Annotated in this window: 17 protein-coding genes; 14 read left to right on the top strand and 3 right to left on the bottom strand. The window is 58.4% G+C overall.

What is annotated here, in order from left to right; genetic code table 11:
• Positions 1–11 precede the first annotated feature (11 nt).
• The 12 genes from rnpM to ACRQV7_RS15450 all read left to right on the top strand — a co-directional run bounded on the left by rnpM (position 12) and on the right by ACRQV7_RS15450 (position 13,130).
• Positions 12–281, top strand: a complete 270-nt coding sequence (gene rnpM, locus ACRQV7_RS15505; RefSeq protein WP_275714619.1) for an RNase P modulator RnpM — start codon at positions 12–14, stop codon at positions 279–281.
• The gene (locus ACRQV7_RS15500) at positions 274–591 is read left to right on the top strand and encodes a L7Ae/L30e/S12e/Gadd45 family ribosomal protein (RefSeq protein WP_444658932.1); all 318 of its coding nucleotides are present in this window, start codon (positions 274–276) and stop codon (positions 589–591) included. Before rnpM ends, ACRQV7_RS15500 begins: the two co-directional genes overlap by 8 nt.
• 18 nt (positions 592–609) lie before the next feature.
• Complete coding sequence (infB, locus tag ACRQV7_RS15495; protein WP_444658931.1) at positions 610–3,111, top strand: translation initiation factor IF-2; 2,502 nt, start codon at positions 610–612, stop codon at positions 3,109–3,111.
• 30 nt (positions 3,112–3,141) lie between these two features.
• On the top strand, positions 3,142–3,492 hold the full coding sequence (rbfA, locus tag ACRQV7_RS15490; RefSeq protein WP_444658930.1) for a 30S ribosome-binding factor RbfA: 351 nt from the start codon (positions 3,142–3,144) through the stop codon (positions 3,490–3,492).
• Entirely contained in the window at positions 3,489–4,433 is a 945-nt protein-coding gene (locus ACRQV7_RS15485; protein WP_444658929.1) for a DHH family phosphoesterase, read from the top strand. The genes rbfA and ACRQV7_RS15485 overlap by 4 nt, the downstream gene beginning before the upstream one ends.
• Positions 4,434–4,460: 27 nt before the next feature.
• Positions 4,461–5,375, top strand: a complete 915-nt coding sequence (truB, locus tag ACRQV7_RS15480) for a tRNA pseudouridine(55) synthase TruB (protein WP_444658928.1) — start codon at positions 4,461–4,463, stop codon at positions 5,373–5,375.
• Positions 5,376–5,428: 53 nt separating this feature from the next.
• Positions 5,429–6,370: a riboflavin biosynthesis protein RibF gene (gene ribF / locus ACRQV7_RS15475; RefSeq protein WP_444658927.1), complete on the top strand. Its 942-nt coding sequence runs from the start codon at positions 5,429–5,431 to the stop codon at positions 6,368–6,370.
• 140 nt (positions 6,371–6,510) lie between these two features.
• Entirely contained in the window at positions 6,511–6,774 is a 264-nt protein-coding gene (rpsO, locus tag ACRQV7_RS15470; protein WP_444658926.1) for a 30S ribosomal protein S15, read from the top strand.
• 174 nt (positions 6,775–6,948) lie between these two features.
• Positions 6,949–9,195 (top strand): polyribonucleotide nucleotidyltransferase, encoded by a 2,247-nt coding sequence (locus ACRQV7_RS15465; protein WP_444658925.1) that lies wholly within the window; start codon positions 6,949–6,951, stop codon positions 9,193–9,195.
• 958 nt (positions 9,196–10,153) lie between these two features.
• A complete protein-coding gene (gene proB, locus ACRQV7_RS15460) occupies positions 10,154–10,954 on the top strand; it encodes a glutamate 5-kinase (RefSeq protein ID WP_444658924.1) in 801 nt (266 codons plus the stop codon).
• Positions 10,955–10,973: 19 nt separating this feature from the next.
• On the top strand, positions 10,974–12,218 hold the full coding sequence (locus ACRQV7_RS15455) for a glutamate-5-semialdehyde dehydrogenase (RefSeq protein ID WP_444658923.1): 1,245 nt from the start codon (positions 10,974–10,976) through the stop codon (positions 12,216–12,218).
• 18 nt (positions 12,219–12,236) lie between these two features.
• On the top strand, positions 12,237–13,130 hold the full coding sequence (locus ACRQV7_RS15450) for a hypothetical protein (RefSeq protein ID WP_275714598.1): 894 nt from the start codon (positions 12,237–12,239) through the stop codon (positions 13,128–13,130).
• A 3-nt stretch (positions 13,131–13,133) separates the two neighbouring features.
• On the opposite strand, the gene ACRQV7_RS15445 is transcribed toward ACRQV7_RS15450, so the two are convergent.
• Genes ACRQV7_RS15445 through ACRQV7_RS15435 form a run of 3 tightly spaced genes read right to left on the bottom strand, consistent with a single transcriptional unit; the run spans position 13,134 to position 14,064 of the window.
• A complete protein-coding gene (locus ACRQV7_RS15445; protein WP_275714596.1) occupies positions 13,134–13,517 on the bottom strand; it encodes a hypothetical protein in 384 nt (127 codons plus the stop codon).
• A gap of 10 nt (positions 13,518–13,527) precedes the next feature.
• Positions 13,528–13,893, bottom strand: a complete 366-nt coding sequence (locus ACRQV7_RS15440) for a hypothetical protein (protein WP_275714594.1) — start codon at positions 13,891–13,893, stop codon at positions 13,528–13,530.
• Positions 13,894–14,064: a hypothetical protein gene (locus ACRQV7_RS15435; RefSeq protein WP_275714592.1), complete on the bottom strand. Its 171-nt coding sequence runs from the start codon at positions 14,062–14,064 to the stop codon at positions 13,894–13,896. It abuts the gene before it with no gap.
• An 82-nt stretch (positions 14,065–14,146) separates the two neighbouring features.
• Between ACRQV7_RS15435 and ACRQV7_RS15430 the strand changes: the two genes are divergently transcribed.
• Complete coding sequence (locus tag ACRQV7_RS15430) at positions 14,147–14,611, top strand: metallophosphoesterase family protein (protein ID WP_444658922.1); 465 nt, start codon at positions 14,147–14,149, stop codon at positions 14,609–14,611.
• A 205-nt stretch (positions 14,612–14,816) separates the two neighbouring features.
• Entirely contained in the window at positions 14,817–16,514 is a 1,698-nt protein-coding gene (locus ACRQV7_RS15425) for a phospho-sugar mutase (RefSeq protein ID WP_444658921.1), read from the top strand.
• The last annotated feature ends 338 nt before the right edge of the window (positions 16,515–16,852 follow it).

Genomic DNA, 16,852 nt, shown 5'->3' with positions numbered 1-16,852 from the left:
CGGTGTATGGGATGCATGAAAGAAAAGTACCGATGCGGATGTGCTCGGGGTGCGGAGAGATGAAACCGAAAAAAGAGCTTGTGCGGGTGGTAAAATCGCCCGAACAGGAAATATCTCTTGATTTGACAGGACGCAGGCCGGGGCGCGGCGCATATGTGTGCAGGAGCATAGACTGCCTGAAAGCGGCGCGAAAGGCGAGAAGATTTGAAAAAGCCTTCTCCTGCAAAATCCCCGACGAGGTATTTGACCGTATGGAGGAGGAAATCAGCCGGAATGAATGAAAAAATCTTACATCTTCTCGGCATTGCCCGCCGGGCCGGAAGGCTTTCGCTCGGCAATGACGCGGCGATCGAATCGCTGAGGAAGGGAAGCGCCGCGCTGATACTGCTGGCGGCGGACCTTTCCCCCCGAACCGCCGGAGGCGTCCGGCGGGCGGCCGAAGAAGAAGGAACCGCGGTGGTTATCTGCGGGGCGGTAATGGACGAAATCAGCATGGCTCTTGGGAAGCGAACCGGAGTTGTAGCGGTGAATGACGCAGGGTTCGCTAAAAAGCTGCTTGAGCTTTCCCGGGCACAGGCGGCCACAGAGTAATGAGGAGGAATTTGATATATGATGATGAAATACAGGGTCCATGAGGTGGCAAAGGATTTGAACGTCCCGAATAAGGATGTCATTGATACTTTGGAGAAGTATACCGGCGAAACAAAAAAACATATGACGGCTCTCAACGAAAGCGAACTCGATCTCGTTTTTGAAACGTTTACACAGAAGAACAGCAGCGAAAGCCTTGACACGTATTTCGCTCAGGCGAACCGGAACGAGACCATCGTGGAGCCGGAAAAGCCGGATGTCATCATCCAGCCGCAGAAGCCCGCGCCCCGTCCGCCCGTACAGCAGCAGGCCAGGGCTCCGCGTCCGGCGCAGGGAGCGCAGCAGCGGCCCGGAGCTCAGGCACGCCCCGCACAGAGTGCGCAGGGCTCTGTCCCGCCGACGCGCAAGGCCGTAAAGCCGGGCAAGATTACGCCGGTCGGACCCAAGGCCCCCCAGCAGCACAAGACCCCCGCGGCACCCAGACCGCAGCAGAGCACCATGCAGAGAAGACCGCAGCCGTCCGGCGACTCCGGCAGCGCGATCAAACGCACCGAGGGCAGGATTGTCGATACGAGATCGTCCCATGTGGAGCTTGATAAATACAACGAAAAATACGACCGTCTCGCTTCCGAGAAAATCAACACGAACAATACCGTGCAGAAACAGAAGCTGACCCAGCGCAGCTCCCAGTACCGCGGCAGGCCGAGGAATTCCCGCAAGGAGACCGAGGCCGAGCGTCTGCGCCGCATCGCGCTGGAGCGCAAGGCGAAACCGATCACCATCCAGATTCCGGAGGAGATTACGGTCGGCGAGCTGGCGCTCCGCCTGAAGGCCACCGCCGCCGAGGTCATCAAGAAGCTGATGGCTCTGGGCGTGTTTGCCGCCGTCAACGACACCGTCGACTTCGACACCGCTTCCCTCGCCGCCATGGAATTCCACGCGAAGGTGGAAAAGGAAGTCGTCGTCACCATTGAGGAACAGATCATCGACGACAGCGAGGACAAGGACGACAACCTCGTGCCGCGCGCGCCCGTTGTGGTCGTCATGGGCCACGTCGACCACGGCAAGACGTCCCTTCTGGACGCCATCCGCCACGCGAACGTCACCGCCTCCGAGGCCGGCGGCATTACCCAGCACATCGGCGCGTACCAGGTAAAGCTGGGCAAGCGCGACGTCACCTTCCTGGACACCCCGGGCCACGCAGCGTTTACCACCATGCGCGCCAGAGGCGCGCAGGTAACGGATATCGCCGTTCTGGTGGTCGCCGCGGACGACGGCATCATGCCGCAGACCGTGGAGGCGATCCATCACGCCAAGGCCGCGGAGGTTTCCATCATCGTCGCGATCAACAAAATGGATAAGCCGGGCGCAAACCCGCAGCATGTCATGGAACAGCTGACGGAGTACGACCTTGTTCCGGAGGAATGGGGCGGCGACACGCCGTGCATCCCGGTTTCCGCCGTGAAAAAGACCGGCATCAAGGACCTTCTGGAAATGATCATCCTGACAGCAGACATGAAGGAGCTGAAGGCCAACCCGGACCGCGCCGCAAAGGGCACCGTCATTGAGGCAAGGCTTGACAAGGGCCGCGGCCCGATTGCGACCATGCTGGTCCAGAACGGGACGCTCCGCACCGGCGATATCATTGTCGCCGGCACCACCGTGGGCCGCGTGCGCGCCATGACGAACGCGGACGGGCAGAAGATCGAGCAGGCGGGCCCGAGCGTCCCGGTGGAGATCACCGGCCTTGACGACGTGCCGACCGGCGGCGATATCTTCAACGCCGTGTCCGACGAACGCCTCGCGAGGGAGCTGGTGGAGCAGCGCCGCACCGAGCTGAAGGAAGAGCGTTTCAACTCCCGCACCAAGGTCACCCTTGACAATCTGTTCGACCAGATGAAGCAGGGCGACATGAAGGAGCTGCAGATCATTGTAAAGGCCGATGTGCAGGGCTCCGTGGAAGCGGTCCGCCAGTCGCTGGAGAAGCTGGGCAACGAGGAAGTCCGCGTAAACGTCATTCACGGCGGCGTGGGCGCGATCAGCGAATCCGACGTCATGCTCGCTTCCGCTTCCAACGCCATTATCGTCGGCTTTAACGTACGGCCCGACCCGGTCGCCGAGGAAAACGCCAAGCGCGACGGCGTGGATATGCGTTTGTACCGCATCATCTACGACTGTATCGACGAAATCGAGTCCGCCATGAAGGGTATGCTCGCACCGAAATTCCGCGAACTGCCCCTGGGCAAGGCCGAGTGCCGCGAGGTCTATAAAATCACCAATGTGGGTACCATTGCGGGCGCCCACGTTACGACGGGCAAAATCACCCGCGTCGCACAGATCCGCGTTGTGCGCGACGGGATTGTCATCACGGAGGATAAGATCGCTTCCCTGCGCCGTTTCAAGGACGACGTGAAAGAGGTCGCCGAGGGCTACGACTGCGGCATCGGTCTCGAGCGCTTCAACGACATCAAGGAAGGGGATATCCTGGAAGCCTTTGTGATGGAGGAATACAGGGACTGATCCCGAAAGGGTAAGATACGGAGGTAGAAAATGGCCAGCCACAGAATGGGACGGACGACTGAGGATATCAAAAGGGAGCTGACGGCAATCTTCCGCGAGCTGAAAGACCCGCGGGTACAGGGGCTGATCAGTATTGTCCGGGTGGACGTCACAAGCGATTTATCTTACTGCACGGTTTTTGTCAGCGCAATGGAGGGGATGGAGCGGGCGAAGCAGGCCATTACCGGCCTGAAATCGGCGTCCGGCTTTATCCGTCACGAGCTTGGCGCGCGGCTTGCGCTCAGGCATGTGCCGGAGCTTACCTTCAAAGCGACCGACTCCATCGAATACAGCGCGAATATTTCGCGGATGCTTAACGATTTAAGAGGTGATAAAAAATGATAACCCGAAGCGAGGCGGCCGATTTTCTGCGGGAAGCCGACCATATCCTGATTTTAAGCCACCAGTATCCGGACGGCGACACCCTGGGCTCCGCCACGGCGCTTTGCCGGGGCCTGCAGAAAATGGGAAGGCACGCCATGATCCGCTGCTCCGACGAGATCGTACCGAAATACCGGTACCTTTTCAGCGGCGTGAAAGAGGAGACGTTCTCCCCCGAAACGGTCGTCGCGGTGGACATTGCCGACCTGCAACTGATCGGCGAACCGAACCAGAGCCTATACGGGGACAGGGTTGACCTCTGTATCGATCATCACCCTTCCAATTCCGATTACGCGAAGCGCACCTGTCTGGACGCGAAAGCGGCCGCCACCTGCGAGATTATTTTCGACCTGCTCAATCTGCTGGGAGTGGAAATCGATTCCGTGATCGCGGACTGCCTTTATACGGGCATTACGACGGACACCGGCTGCTTCAAATACATCAACGTGACCCCGACCACCTACCGTATTGCCGCGGACCTTGTTGAAAAAGGCGCCGACGGGCACCGGATCAACCGTGCGATGTTCGACACGAAAAGCCGCGCGCGCATCGATATGGAGCGCTGTGTCATGGATACCATCCGCTATTTTTACGACGACCGCGTTGCGGTCATTCAAATTACCAATGAGATGATCAGGAGCACCGGCGCGACAGAGGGCGACATCGAGGGACTGGCCTCCATTCCCCGCGCGATCGAGGGCGTGGTCATCGGCGTGACCATCCGCGAAAAGGCGGACGGCGGGTACAAGATTTCCCTGCGGGCACAGCCGCCGCAGAACGCTTCCGAAATCTGCGCCGTTTTCGGCGGCGGCGGACACGCGGGAGCGGCGGGATGTACCTTTAACACCACCCTGGAGGAAGCCGAGGCGCAGATTCTTGCGGAGATCGGCAGGCATCTTTAAAATACGGCAGGCGACGGGAGGGAAGCCATGAACGGGGTCATCGTGATAGACAAGCCGCAGGACTTCACCTCGTTTGACGTGGTGGCGGTGATGCGCCGCCTTTGCGGACAGAAGAAAATCGGCCACACCGGCACCCTTGACCCGATGGCCACCGGGGTTCTGCCCCTGCTTTTGGGAAAGGCGACGCGGGCGGCTTCGCTTCTGGACGACACGGACAAGGAATACCGTGCCGGTTTTCAGCTTGGGTACCGCACCGACACACAGGACATTACCGGCAGAAAGCTGCAGGAATGCGGCAAAAGGGTCCAAAAGGCCCAAATAGAAGCCGTACTGCCTTATTTCCGCGGAAATATCTGGCAGATTCCGCCGATGTACTCTGCGGTGCAGAAGAACGGACAGCGGCTTTACACCCTTGCGCGGCAGGGGATAGAGGTGGAGCGCGACAAGCGCCCGGTTACGATTTATGAGCTGATTCTGAATGAATTTGACGAAAACACCCGGAGCGGCGCGCTGACCGTGCGCTGTTCCGCGGGAACCTATATACGGACTCTCTGCGCGGATATCGGCGAAAGGCTGGGGACGTTCGGCGTGATGTCCTCGCTGAGAAGGACGCGGGCCGCCGGATTTTCGCTGAAGGACGCGGTTTCGCTGGACGAGGCGAAGCGGCTTTCCGAACAGGGAACGCTGGAGCGGAAGGTCCGGCCGACCGAAAGCCTGTTTTCCGGCCGCCCCGCGCTGCGGGTGACGGGCGCGCAGGCGCGGCGGTTCTGCAACGGCGGCGCGCTCAGTCTGGAACGCCTTCCGGGCTTGCCGGGGGACGGAACGGACGGCGCCTTTCTGCGCGTGCTCTCCCCCGAAGGAAGCTTTTTAGGGCTGGGGACTGTCGACAGGGAAAAAGCGGAGCTTTCCGTGCTGCGGCTGTTCTTTGAGGAAGGGAACTGATTTTGGCAAAAGGGACCGCGGATTTTGCAAGTCTTGATACTGGAGAAGAATACATGATGAACGTTTACTACGATTTGACGCCCGCCTCTGGCGATTCCGCCGTCGCGCTGGGCAGCTTTGACGGTTTGCATATCGGCCACAGAAAGGTGATTTCCACGGCGGTGGAGGCGAAGAAGAAGGGTCTTGTCCCAACGGTGCTCACCTTCGCGCACAATCCGCTCACCGATCTGGGCGGAAGCGCGGGCGGGGAGATCATTACGCAGGAGCAGAAAATCCGCCTGCTGGAAGAATTCGGGGTGGAACAGCTGTACATCCTGAATTTTTCGGCGGTAAAGGATTTGTCCGCGGAGGAATTCGTCGGCCAGATTCTGCAAAAGGTCTGCCGCGCGAAAAAAGTCTGCTGCGGGTTCAACTTCACGTTCGGGCGCGGCGGAAAAGGGGACAGCAGGCTGCTTTCCCTCCTCTGCGGGGAGCGCGGAATGGAAACCGCCGTGACCCATGCCGTCCTGCTGGACGGCGAACCGGTCAGCTCCACACGCATCCGCTCCATGATCGCGAACGGCGACGTGGACGAGGCGGCAAGACTTCTGGGACGGCCCTACGGGTACATCCTGCCGGTCCTGCACGGGCGTCGGCTCGGGCGGGAGCTGGGCACCCCCACGCTGAACCAGGCGGTGCCGAAGGATTTTGTCCTTCCGCGTTTCGGCGTTTATATTTCCAGAGTGTATTTCGGCGGGGAGCGGTACTGCGGCGTTACCAATGTGGGAATCAAGCCGACGGTGGGGTCGCCCGCCGTGCTGGCGGAAACCTGGCTGACCGATTACCACGGGCCCGACATCTACGGCGAGACCGTGCGGGTGGACCTGATCCGGTTCCTCCGCCCGGAGCGCAAATTTGCCGGATTGGACGAGCTGAAAGCGGAAATACTGAAAAATGGGGAGCAGGCCAGGGAATATTTTCGGAAAAACGGCGGTTTTTCCTCTGACGCATCATAAAATGATTTACAAACCAAAATCGGCATGCTATAATAATACAGCATTATGCCCCTTTCCCGGATTCAGGAGTAAGCCCCTTCGGGGAATTCACCGGCCTTTTTCTGTGACTGAGGGTTAATTGATGAAAGGGTGGAAACACTATGTTAAAAGAAGAAAAAACAGCAATTATTAAAGAGTATGCCACGCATGAGGGCGACACGGGTTCCGCGGAGGTTCAGATCGCGGTTCTCACCAAGAGAATCAACGACCTGACCGAGCATCTGAAGAGCCATCAGAAGGATCACCACTCACGCCGCGGTCTGCTGAAAATGGTTGGCTCAAGAAGGAGCCTGCTTAACTATTTGCAGAAAGTTGATATCGAGCGCTATCGTGCGATTATTGCCAAGCTCGGTATCCGCAAGTAATTACAGTTTGTTTGGGCAGGCGGTGCAAACCGCCTGCCTTTAGGCTTTTTGTGAACAACCGTAAATTTTATGGGAAGACGCGGGACTTAGCAGTGAAACGAACAGCCGGGGTCCGGATGCTGGTTTTATTGCTAAACCTGTTGCCTCCCGTATCAAATAAAATGGAGGAACAATATGTTTGAAAATTTTAAGGTTTACGAGACTGACTTTGCCGGACGCCCGCTGGTGATCGAGACCGGAAAAATGGGGCAGCTTGCGAACGGCGAGTGCCTGGTCCGCTACGGCGAGACCGTCGTCCACGTTGCGGCGACCGCGTCCCCCAAGCCCCGCGAGGGCGTGGATTTCTTTCCGCTTTCCGTTGATTTTGAGGAAAAGCTCTATTCCGTCGGCCGGATCCCGGGCTCCTACATTAAGCGCGAGGGCCGCCCGAGCGACAAGGCGATTCTGACCTCCCGCGTGATTGACCGCCCGATCCGCCCGCTGTTCCCGAAGGATATGCGCAACGATGTTTCCGTCGTCGCTACGGTGATGTCGGTCGACCACGACTGCGCGCCGGAAATCGCCGCCATGGTGGGTACCTCCATCGCGCTCAGCATTTCCGATATCCCGTGGAAGGGCCCGATCTCCGGTGTTTCCGTCGGCTATGTGGACGGGCAGTACGTGATCAACCCGACCTCGGAGCAGCGCAAGGTTTCCAAAATGGCCGTCACCGTCGCCTCCACCGATTCCCGCATCGCCATGATCGAGGCGGGCGCGGACATCGTCAGCGACGAAGTGATGTACAACGGCATTATGGCCGGGCACGAGGCCAACCAGAAGATCATTACGTTTATCAAGGGCATTCAGGCCGAAATCGGCAAAGAGAAATTTTCCTATCCCAGCAACGAGCCGGATGAGGAAATGCTCAGCGCCGTCAAAGCGTTTGCGATGGAAGAGGTCAAAATTGCGCTGGACACCGACGACAAGACCGTGCGCGACGCAAGGCTGAAGCCGGTTTATGAAAAGGTACATGAGAAATTCGACGAGATTTACCCCGATCAGGCGGCCAAGATCGACGAGTGCATGTACAAAACGCAGAAATATATTGTCCGCCGCTGGCTGCTCGACGAGAAAAAGCGTGTGGACGGCAGAGGAATGGACGACATGCGCCCGCTCGCCGCAGAGGTTGACCTTCTGCCGCGCGTACACGGGTCCGGCATGTTTACCAGAGGGCAGACGCAGGTTCTGACCGTCGTCACCCTCGGCCCCGTCAGCGACAGCCAGATGCTGGACGGCATTGACGAGGAAACAAGCAAACGCTATATCCACCAGTATAATTTCCCGTCCTACTCCGTAGGCGAGACAAAACCGAGCCGCGGCCCGGGCCGCCGCGAAATCGGCCACGGCGCGCTTGCCGAAAGGGCGCTGGTCCCGGTCATCCCGTCCGTTGAAGAGTTCCCGTACGCCTACCGCCTTGTTTCCGAGGTGCTGTCCTCCAACGGCTCCACCTCCCAGGCTTCCATCTGCGGCTCCACGCTGGCCCTGATGGCCGCCGGCGTGCCGATCAAGGCGCCTGTCGCCGGTATTTCCTGCGGGCTGATCACCGAGGGCGACCGCTGGATGACCATGGTCGACATTCAGGGGCTTGAGGACTTCTTCGGCGACATGGACTTTAAGGTTGCCGGTACGCACGAAGGCATTACCGCGATTCAGATGGACCTGAAGATCGACGGCCTTACCCCCGAAATGGTCAAGGAAGCGCTGGAGAAAACCCACCACGCAAGGGACTATATCCTTGACGAGGTCATTCTCAAGGCGATTCCGGAGCCGCGCAAGGAGCTTTCCAAGTACGCCCCCAAAATGCTGTCCACCCTGATTCCGGTTGAAAAGATCCGCGAAGTGATCGGCACCGGCGGCAAGGTGATCCAGAAAATCTGCGCCGAGTGCGACGTGAAGGTCGATGTGGAAGAGGACGGACACGTGTTCGTTTCCGGTATCGACGCCGAAAACTGCCAGCGCGCAATGACCATTATTGATACGATCGTGAACGACCCCGAGCCGGGCGCGATTTACAACGGCAAGGTGACCCGTCTGATGGACTTCGGCGCGTTTGTGGAAATTGCGCCGGGCAAAGAGGGCCTTGTGCATATTTCCCGTCTGGACGTCAAGCGCACCGAGAAGGTGACCGACGTCGTCAATGTCGGCGACGAAATCATGGTCAAGGTGCTGGAAATAGACGACAAGGGCAGGCTGAACCTTTCCCGCCGCGACGCTCTGATCGAGGTGGAAGGCCTTACCCCGGAGAATGAGATTTCCGATTCACCGCGCCGTCCCGCGCCGCGCCGCGACGACCGCCGCCGCGATGACCGCCGTGACGACCGTCCCCGCGCAAGCAACGGCTTTATCGCAAACACCAACAAGCCGCGCGAACCGAAGGACTAAGCGGAATCAATTTCATTTTATAAAGAGAACTCCCGGAGAACAATTCCGGGAGTTTTTTATTTGCAAGCCAAAAATTTTCCCGCCTGGTTCCGGGGGGAGGGACGGCCTCCGCCCGGCCAAGCATATGTTAAACTCCTCCACCAAGTGGCGGCCCCTTCAAAAATGGGGGCCGGGTTACTTTCTTTTCTACTTGAACTTATATCGGACTCCCCCAGCCGCTTCGCGGCAGCCCCCTCGGGGAGGGGGCCGAATCCCCCGCCTCCCTCTGTGAGGGAGGTGGCGCGCCCGGCGCGACGAAGGGAGTTTCGGAGCATCAGACTTCGATTGAACGTAAACTGATTGGAAGCATCGCCGTAGGCGCCTGCCGACCGCATGGTCCCGTAGGCGAGTGCCGACCGCATGGTCCAGGCGCTTTCCCGACCGGCAGGTCCGGCGCGCCGGAAGGAGTAAGTTGTTTTTAAGAATTTAACACAAAAAGAACCGGCGGAAAAAGCCAAAAAGGGGGACTCTCGCCGCCGGCCTTCCTGCGGCAAGGCACAAAAAAACGCCGTACACGGATATTCTTATCCATATACAACGCCGTCAGGTGCAAACGGATACAAATCACCCCTGTACAAAACTGCAAAGAGGCGGTATAATAATATCCGCAGTGCGCCGATTATTCGGTTGCGTATGGAGCTCACTCTCCGTATGCAGGGGGCGGGGTGGTGAGACACCCCGGTCCTGCGCTGCACTTTTATTTGTGCCTTACAAAACCGATTATAGCGCGTTTTTTCTGTTTGTGCAATAGATAATGGAAAATTAGGGAAAAATATGGGGATTGATGGGCGCGCGCCGCTTCTGCCCGAAAAAAACCCCGGATTTTTGCGGAATTTACCGTTCGTTCAAAAGATATTCCTTCAAAACCCCGGCGGATTATGATATAATTTAGGGTATAAAAATTTTAGGAGAATGGAACATGTCGGCTGTAACACAGGCAAAAAGAATCGTCGTTAAAGTGGGTACCTCCACCCTTACTTACGAAAACGGGAAACTGAACCTGCGCAGGATGGAAACGCTGTGCAAGGTGCTGACCGATCTTCAGAACGCGGGCAGGGAAATCGTCCTTGTCACCTCCGGGGCAATCGGCGTCGGCGTCGGAAAGCTCGGGCTGCCGGAACGACCGCAGGAAACGGAGAAAAAACAGGCGATCGCCGCGGTGGGCCAGTGCGAGCTGATGTTCATGTACGACAAGCTGTTCGGCGAGTACAACCAGACGGTCGCTCAGGTGCTTTTGACCGGGGACGTGGTCGCGAACGAGCACAACAAACGGAACACCCAGAACACCTTTACCGAGTTGATCAAAATGGGAATTATCCCGGTCGTCAACGAAAACGATTCCGTCGCCATCGACGAGCTGGTCGGCAACAATTTCGGCGATAACGACACGCTTTCCGCAACGGTCGCCGTGCTGACGGACGCGGACCTGCTGGTCATCCTGACGGACATTGACGGCCTATACGACGCGAACCCCCGCGTGGACCCCGAAGCAAAGCGCATCCCCTATGTGGCGCAGGTCACGGACGGGGTCCGCGCGCTGGCGGGCGGGACCGGCTCCAACCGCGGGACGGGCGGAATGAGCACCAAAGTGAGCGCGGCCGCGATCGTGAACGAGGCGGGCATCCCCTGCTGCGTGATGAGCGGCGCGGACCCGAAGACGCTGTACCAGCTTTTCGACGGTGTACAAATAGGGACACTTTTCGGCACGGGAAAGCGGTAAGATAAGAAGGGGTGATACCATGACCGTGATAGAACAAATGGGAAAAAACGCGAAGGAAGCCGCCCGCGTCCTTGCCTCGGCGGGAGCGAAGAAAAACGCCGCGCTTTCCGCGATGGCGGCGGCGATTGAAAACGGGGAAAAGGAAATCCTTTCCGCCAACGGACTGGATTTAAAAGCCGCCCGGGAAAGCGGCATGAGCGAATCCCTGCTGGACCGGCTGACGCTGAACCCCGTTAGAATCAAAGGGATGGCGGAGGGAATCCGCGGCGTTGAGGCGCAGGCTGACCCGATCGGGACGGTTGTGGGCGGCGGCGTGCGGCCCAACGGCCTGAAAATCGAGCAGGTGCGCGTACCGCTCGGCGTCATCGGCGTTATTTACGAGGCAAGGCCCAATGTCACGGCGGACGCCGCGGCGCTCTGCCTGAAGGCGGGGAACGCGGTCATCCTGCGCGGCGGCAAGGAGGCCATCCGCTCCAACACCCGCATTGCCGAAATCATGCGCGCCGCAACGGAGGAAGCCGGGCTGCCGAAAAACAGCATCCAGCTGGTACAGGACACCAGCCGCGCGTCCTCTGTGGAAATGATGCGGCTTACCGGAGCGATCGACGTGCTGATCCCGCGCGGGGGCCGGGGGCTGATTCAGTCCGTGGTCCAGAATTCCCGCGTGCCGGTGATCGAGACCGGCTCGGGCAACTGCCACGTCTATGTGGACGACTCCGCCGACATCGATATGGCGGCGAATATTATTGATAACGCGAAGACCTCGCGCCCGTCCGTCTGCAACGCGATCGAAACCGTGCTTGTCCACCGGGATATCGCCGAAAAGGCGCTGCCGGTCATCAAGGCGCGGCTCGACGAGAAGAACGTGGAAATCCGCGGCTGCGAACGGACGAGGGAAATCCTCGGCCCCGGCGTGATTCCCGCGGTGGAAGAGGACTGGGCGACCGAATATCTGGATTATATCCTCGCGGTCAAGGTGGTAGGCGGCATCGACGAGGCGATCGAGCATATCGCGCGGTACTCCAGCGGCCACAGCGAGGCGATCGTAACAAAAAGCTATGAAAACGCGCAGAAATTCACGGAGCAGGTGGATTCCGCGGCGGTGTACGTCAACGCTTCCACCCGTTTTACCGACGGGGGCGAATTCGGGCTGGGCGCGGAAATCGGCATTTCCACGCAGAAGCTGCACGCGCGCGGGCCGATGGGCGCGAATGAACTGACGTCTACGAAGTTTATTATCAGCGGCAGCGGCCAAATAAGATAGAAAACGGAGTATTTTCAGATGAGTAAAAGACAGAGAAGGAAGATAGAGGGGTTCTCGGCCGACTATCGCGGCGTGTACGGCGACAAGCCGGCGGAACAGCCGGAGACCGCGGAGCCGCCGCAGGATATTGAAATCGACGATTTCCTGCCGGAGGAGCAGCAGGACGAAGGCGAGGAGCTCTTGACCAAATGGGACGACGGGCTGGAGCCGGAGCCGGAAGAGCCGGAGGTGCCGGAAAGACCCGCCAGGACGGTACGGCGCAGGCGGCACCGCTACGGAGTGGCGGTCGGCGCGCTGGTGCTGATCCTCGCGCTGGTCGGCGTCGGGTTCATTGCCGCCGCCATCGGGAAAAGCATCTATTTCGCGGCGACCGACGACAGCAAGCTGCGCGCCTACGATTCCTTCCTCACCACCGTCGTGATGCAGGACCCGAAGCCCTTTGCGTCCCCCGACAAGGCCGACGAGGAGTTTGTCCTGAACGCTTCCCTGTGGAAAACCATCACGGAAAACAACGGGACCAATTACAACAGCTACGACGACGCGGGCAGAATCCTGGTCCCGCTCGGCGACGTGGTGGATTCCTGCCGCGCGCTGTTCGGCCCGGACTGTCAGCTTCAGCCGAAAACGCCCGCCCAGGAAACCTTCTTTGAATACAATTCGGAGGAGAACCAGTTCCACGTGGCGCTGTACTCTTCGGACAGCAGCTTTCTGCCCTATACGGAGAGCGCAAAAAAACAGGGCGACAGCACCGTTCTGCATGTCGGCTACGTTTCGCCCAGCGATACGTGGCGCACGCAGACGACCAGCACCGTCGCCGCTCCTACCCCCACCAAATATATGGATTATGTACTGAAAACCGATCCCTCTACCGGTCAGGAATATGTTTACGCCATACAGGCCCCGGAGGGCTGACGGTCACAGAACCAGATACATCAGCGCGAAAATCAGCCCGATGTCCGCCTTTTCCTCCGTCAGCAGGAGAATCAGCACCAGAATCAGCGTGCGTTCGCTGTCGCTCATCAGGCTGTCGAAAATATCCTTGACGGGGGTAAGCGGGCCGAAGGACGGTTCGTGCCCATGCTGCTGCCCGGCTGCCGGCGCGGAAACATGCTGCGGGGCCGGAGCGCTGTGCTGCTGCGGCGGTGCCGGGGAAGGTTGCGCCGCGGGTGCGGCCGGCGGACCGGGCGCGCTTTGGTTCAGCGGCGGGGCGGGTACCCGGGCCCTCGCCTGCATTTCCCGCGCCCTGCGGATCGCGTCCTGCTGCAGGCGCTGAAAATCATAAGTATAATTGTCAGCCATGATTTACACCTCAGAATATTCCGCTGCTTTTGAAAAGAGGAAGGAGCCGCATCAACTGCAAAAGCTTGATGGCTTCATCAAGCTTTTTTTGACGCTCCTCGCTGAGAAGGGGCCGCAGGGCGTGCAGAAACCTTGTGCTGTCGTCTTCCTGCCGGAAGCTGGAAAGCAGCGGCGCGATTTTCGTCATCATTTGCAGAGCCTCGGCATCGATCCCGAGCGGAGGACCGCCGTCGGGCGGCTCCGGTGGGGGAGCGTCGCCGCCTGCCGCCGGCTCCGCCGCCGCGCCGCCCAACAGGCCGCTGGCAAGCCCTTTGAGCTTATCCATGGCGCCCGGACTCTTTAACAGCTCACTGAGCATAGCGGCAAGATCGTCCATTTATTTTCCTCCCGAAAATTTCTTTAAAAGTTCCTGAGCCTGTGGTGTGCTGAGTATTTTTTCCGTAGCGGTTTTGTCGGCAAGCACATCCTGCAGCTTCTTGCGGTCCGTCGGACTAAGCTGGTTGATCAGGCTTTCCAACAGCTGTTTTTGTGAATCATTGTTTGGCATACAATCACCCCGCTATCATTGTATGATGCGGGACTTTCATATATGACGGCGGAAAGCCGCCGCCATTCGGAGGTTTTTTTAAATGCGGATTTTAGTGGTTTCAGACACGCACAGGGATGCTTACGCCCTGCGCGAGGCAATTTTAAGACAGCCCGCCGCCGAGGTGGTCATCCACCTGGGGGACGGGGCGGAGGAAGCGCAGGAAATCCAGAGCAGCTTCCCCGAAAAAATGTTTCTTCTGGTGCGCGGGAACTGCGACTGGGGTTCCACGCTGCCGGTGGACGGGGACATCACCCTTTCTGGCAAGCACATTTTCTATACTCATGGTTATACTTATAATGTTAAATACGGATTGTATACGGCAATTGAGGCGGCGCGCGGCCGCAAGGCGGACATCCTTTTGTTCGGCCATACCCATTACGCGATGACGGATTACGAGGACGGGCTGTATATCATGAATCCCGGCAGCCTGAACGGGAGCCGGGGCACTTACGGAATCCTCGATATTACGGAGAATGGCGTTGTCACAAATATCGTGAAAATCTGATTGACACTTTTCGGAACAAATGGTAATCTTAATGAGAATTATGAAATGCTGAAAGCCCTGTTCCGGCCTGCCGGGAGCGACTCCCTCCGGTGCGCCGGGCGCGCCGCCTCCCTCACGGAAGGCGGCGGGGGATCAGCCGCTTCCCCGAGGGGGCTGCCGCAAAGGCAAGCGGTGGAGTTTCTATATTTGGAAAGGAATGTTTTTCATGACGGAATATGAAAGATGGCTCAATACGAAGCTGGACGACCCCGATTTAACCGAAGAACTGAAAAAAATTCAGAATCAGCCCGAAGAGATCAACGACCGTTTCTACCGTAATCTGGAATTCGGCACCGGCGGCCTGCGCGGCGTGATCGGCGCGGGCACCAACCGGATGAATGTTTATACCGTCCGCAAGGCGACGCAGGGCCTTGCCAATTATCTGAACAAGCACGGAAAGTCGCCGTCCGTGGCGATCGCGTACGACAGCCGCATCAAATCGGACGTCTTCGCGCGCGAAAGCGCCGCGGTGCTGGCCGCGAACGGGATCCAGGCGCATATTTATCCCTGGCTTTCCCCGACCCCGACGCTTTCTTACGCGGTGCGTTATCTGCACTGTGACGCGGGCATCTGCATTACCGCCAGCCACAACCCCGCCAAATACAACGGGTACAAGGCTTACGGCAGCGACGGCTGCCAGATCGCCCTTGAAATGGCGGACGAGGTTTTAAGCGAGATCAACAGCCTCGATATTTTCGACGACGTGAAGCGCGTAAATTTCGACGATGCCGTAAAAGCCGGGACTGTCAGCTATATTCCGGACGAAGTGATCGATTCCTTCCTGGAAGAAGTGATGAAACAGCGGGTCTTTACGGAAAAATGCGAGGGTCTGAAGGTGGTCTATACGCCGCTGAACGGGACGGGGCGCGTCTGCGTCACCCGGATTCTGGACAAAATCGGCGTGAAGGACGTTGCCGTCGTGCCGGAGCAGGAATTCCCGGACGGGACCTTTGCCACCTGCCCGTTCCCGAACCCGGAAATCAAAGAGGCGCTGCAGAAGGGGCTTGACCTTTGCGAGAAGGTACAGCCCGACCTGCTGCTTGCCACCGACCCGGACTGCGACCGCTGCGGGATCGCCGTCAACCAGCACGGTAAATTCATCCTGATGAGCGGCAATGAGGTGGGTGTGCTTCTGCTCGACTTTATCGCCCGCGGCCGCCTGCAGAACGGCACCATGCCGAAAAATCCCGTGGCGGTGACCACCATTGTCAGCACCGACATGACGGCGGCTGTCGCAAAGGACTACGGAATCGAGCTGCGGCACGTGCTGACCGGGTTCAAATACATCGGCGACCAGATTGCGCTACTGGAGGAGAACGGGGAAGCCGACCGCTATATTTTCGGCTTTGAGGAGAGCTACGGCTATCTTTCCGGCGGGTATGTCCGCGACAAGGACGCTGTGGACGCCAGTATGCTGATCTGCCAGATGGCTTACGATTACAGGAAAAAGGGCATGACCCTTGTGGACGCGATGGACGCGCTTTATCAAAAATACGGCTACTACGAAAACAGCCAGGTCAGCTTCGGCTTTGAGGGCGAGGACGGGATGATCCAGATGGACCGCATCATGGAGAACCTGCGCGCAAACGCGCCGAAGGAGGCCGCCGGATGCAGGGTGAGCGGATGGAGCGACTACAAAACCTCAAAGCGGTGTGACGGCGGTACCATGAGCGATATTTTGCTGCCGAAATCCAACGTGCTGGAGTACCGGCTGGAAAACGGGAGCAAGCTGACGGTACGCCCCAGCGGGACGGAACCGAAAATCAAAATCTATATCTCGGCTATGGGCGCGGATAAGGAAAAATCGACGGCGCTGGTGGAGAAGCTGAAGGACATGGCTCCCGGTGCTTTGGGAATTGGCTGAAAAATAAATTTGAAATAAACACGAAAAAGGGTTGACAAAATCAAAGTTTCGGGATATACTAAGTAATAGTTATACAGTACGAACAATCGTGGTTCGCGCGATATATTGGAATTAGCGCCATGCATCTTGCATACTGTCCATGTGGGCGGTAAGGTCTGTATATGTTGAGAGGTTAAGGATTTTTTCCTTAACCTCTTTTTTGACGTAAAAACACTGTGTTGCCTCCCTCCGTCGCGCCGGGAGGTGTTTCTGAGTGCTCCGAGACCGATTCAATATGCAACTATCTGAGAGCGCCGCCGTAGGCGAGTGCCGACCGCATGGTCCGCGCCCGGCGCGTC

The organism is Caproiciproducens lactatisolvens (assembly GCF_052443335.1).
In the GTDB taxonomy this organism is placed as follows: Bacteria; Bacillota; Clostridia; order Oscillospirales; family Acutalibacteraceae; genus Caproiciproducens.
This window is presented reverse-complemented; position numbering and strand designations above follow the sequence as displayed.

Coding starts and splice junctions, on each gene's coding strand:
- ACRQV7_RS15425 (WP_444658921.1), top strand. CDS start 14,817: ATGACGGAATATGAAAGATGGCTCAATACGAAGCTGGACGACCCCGAT.
- proB (WP_444658924.1), top strand. CDS start 10,154: ATGTCGGCTGTAACACAGGCAAAAAGAATCGTCGTTAAAGTGGGTACC.
- ACRQV7_RS15455 (WP_444658923.1), top strand. CDS start 10,974: ATGACCGTGATAGAACAAATGGGAAAAAACGCGAAGGAAGCCGCCCGC.
- ACRQV7_RS15450 (WP_275714598.1), top strand. CDS start 12,237: ATGAGTAAAAGACAGAGAAGGAAGATAGAGGGGTTCTCGGCCGACTAT.
- ACRQV7_RS15445 (WP_275714596.1), bottom strand. CDS start 13,517: ATGGCTGACAATTATACTTATGATTTTCAGCGCCTGCAGCAGGACGCG.
- ACRQV7_RS15435 (WP_275714592.1), bottom strand. CDS start 14,064: ATGCCAAACAATGATTCACAAAAACAGCTGTTGGAAAGCCTGATCAAC.
- truB (WP_444658928.1), top strand. CDS start 4,461: ATGAACGGGGTCATCGTGATAGACAAGCCGCAGGACTTCACCTCGTTT.
- rpsO (WP_444658926.1), top strand. CDS start 6,511: ATGTTAAAAGAAGAAAAAACAGCAATTATTAAAGAGTATGCCACGCAT.
- ACRQV7_RS15465 (WP_444658925.1), top strand. CDS start 6,949: ATGTTTGAAAATTTTAAGGTTTACGAGACTGACTTTGCCGGACGCCCG.
- ribF (WP_444658927.1), top strand. CDS start 5,429: ATGATGAACGTTTACTACGATTTGACGCCCGCCTCTGGCGATTCCGCC.
- ACRQV7_RS15500 (WP_444658932.1), top strand. CDS start 274: ATGAATGAAAAAATCTTACATCTTCTCGGCATTGCCCGCCGGGCCGGA.
- rbfA (WP_444658930.1), top strand. CDS start 3,142: ATGGCCAGCCACAGAATGGGACGGACGACTGAGGATATCAAAAGGGAG.
- rnpM (WP_275714619.1), top strand. CDS start 12: ATGCATGAAAGAAAAGTACCGATGCGGATGTGCTCGGGGTGCGGAGAG.
- ACRQV7_RS15430 (WP_444658922.1), top strand. CDS start 14,147: ATGCGGATTTTAGTGGTTTCAGACACGCACAGGGATGCTTACGCCCTG.
- ACRQV7_RS15440 (WP_275714594.1), bottom strand. CDS start 13,893: ATGGACGATCTTGCCGCTATGCTCAGTGAGCTGTTAAAGAGTCCGGGC.
- ACRQV7_RS15485 (WP_444658929.1), top strand. CDS start 3,489: ATGATAACCCGAAGCGAGGCGGCCGATTTTCTGCGGGAAGCCGACCAT.
- infB (WP_444658931.1), top strand. CDS start 610: ATGATGATGAAATACAGGGTCCATGAGGTGGCAAAGGATTTGAACGTC.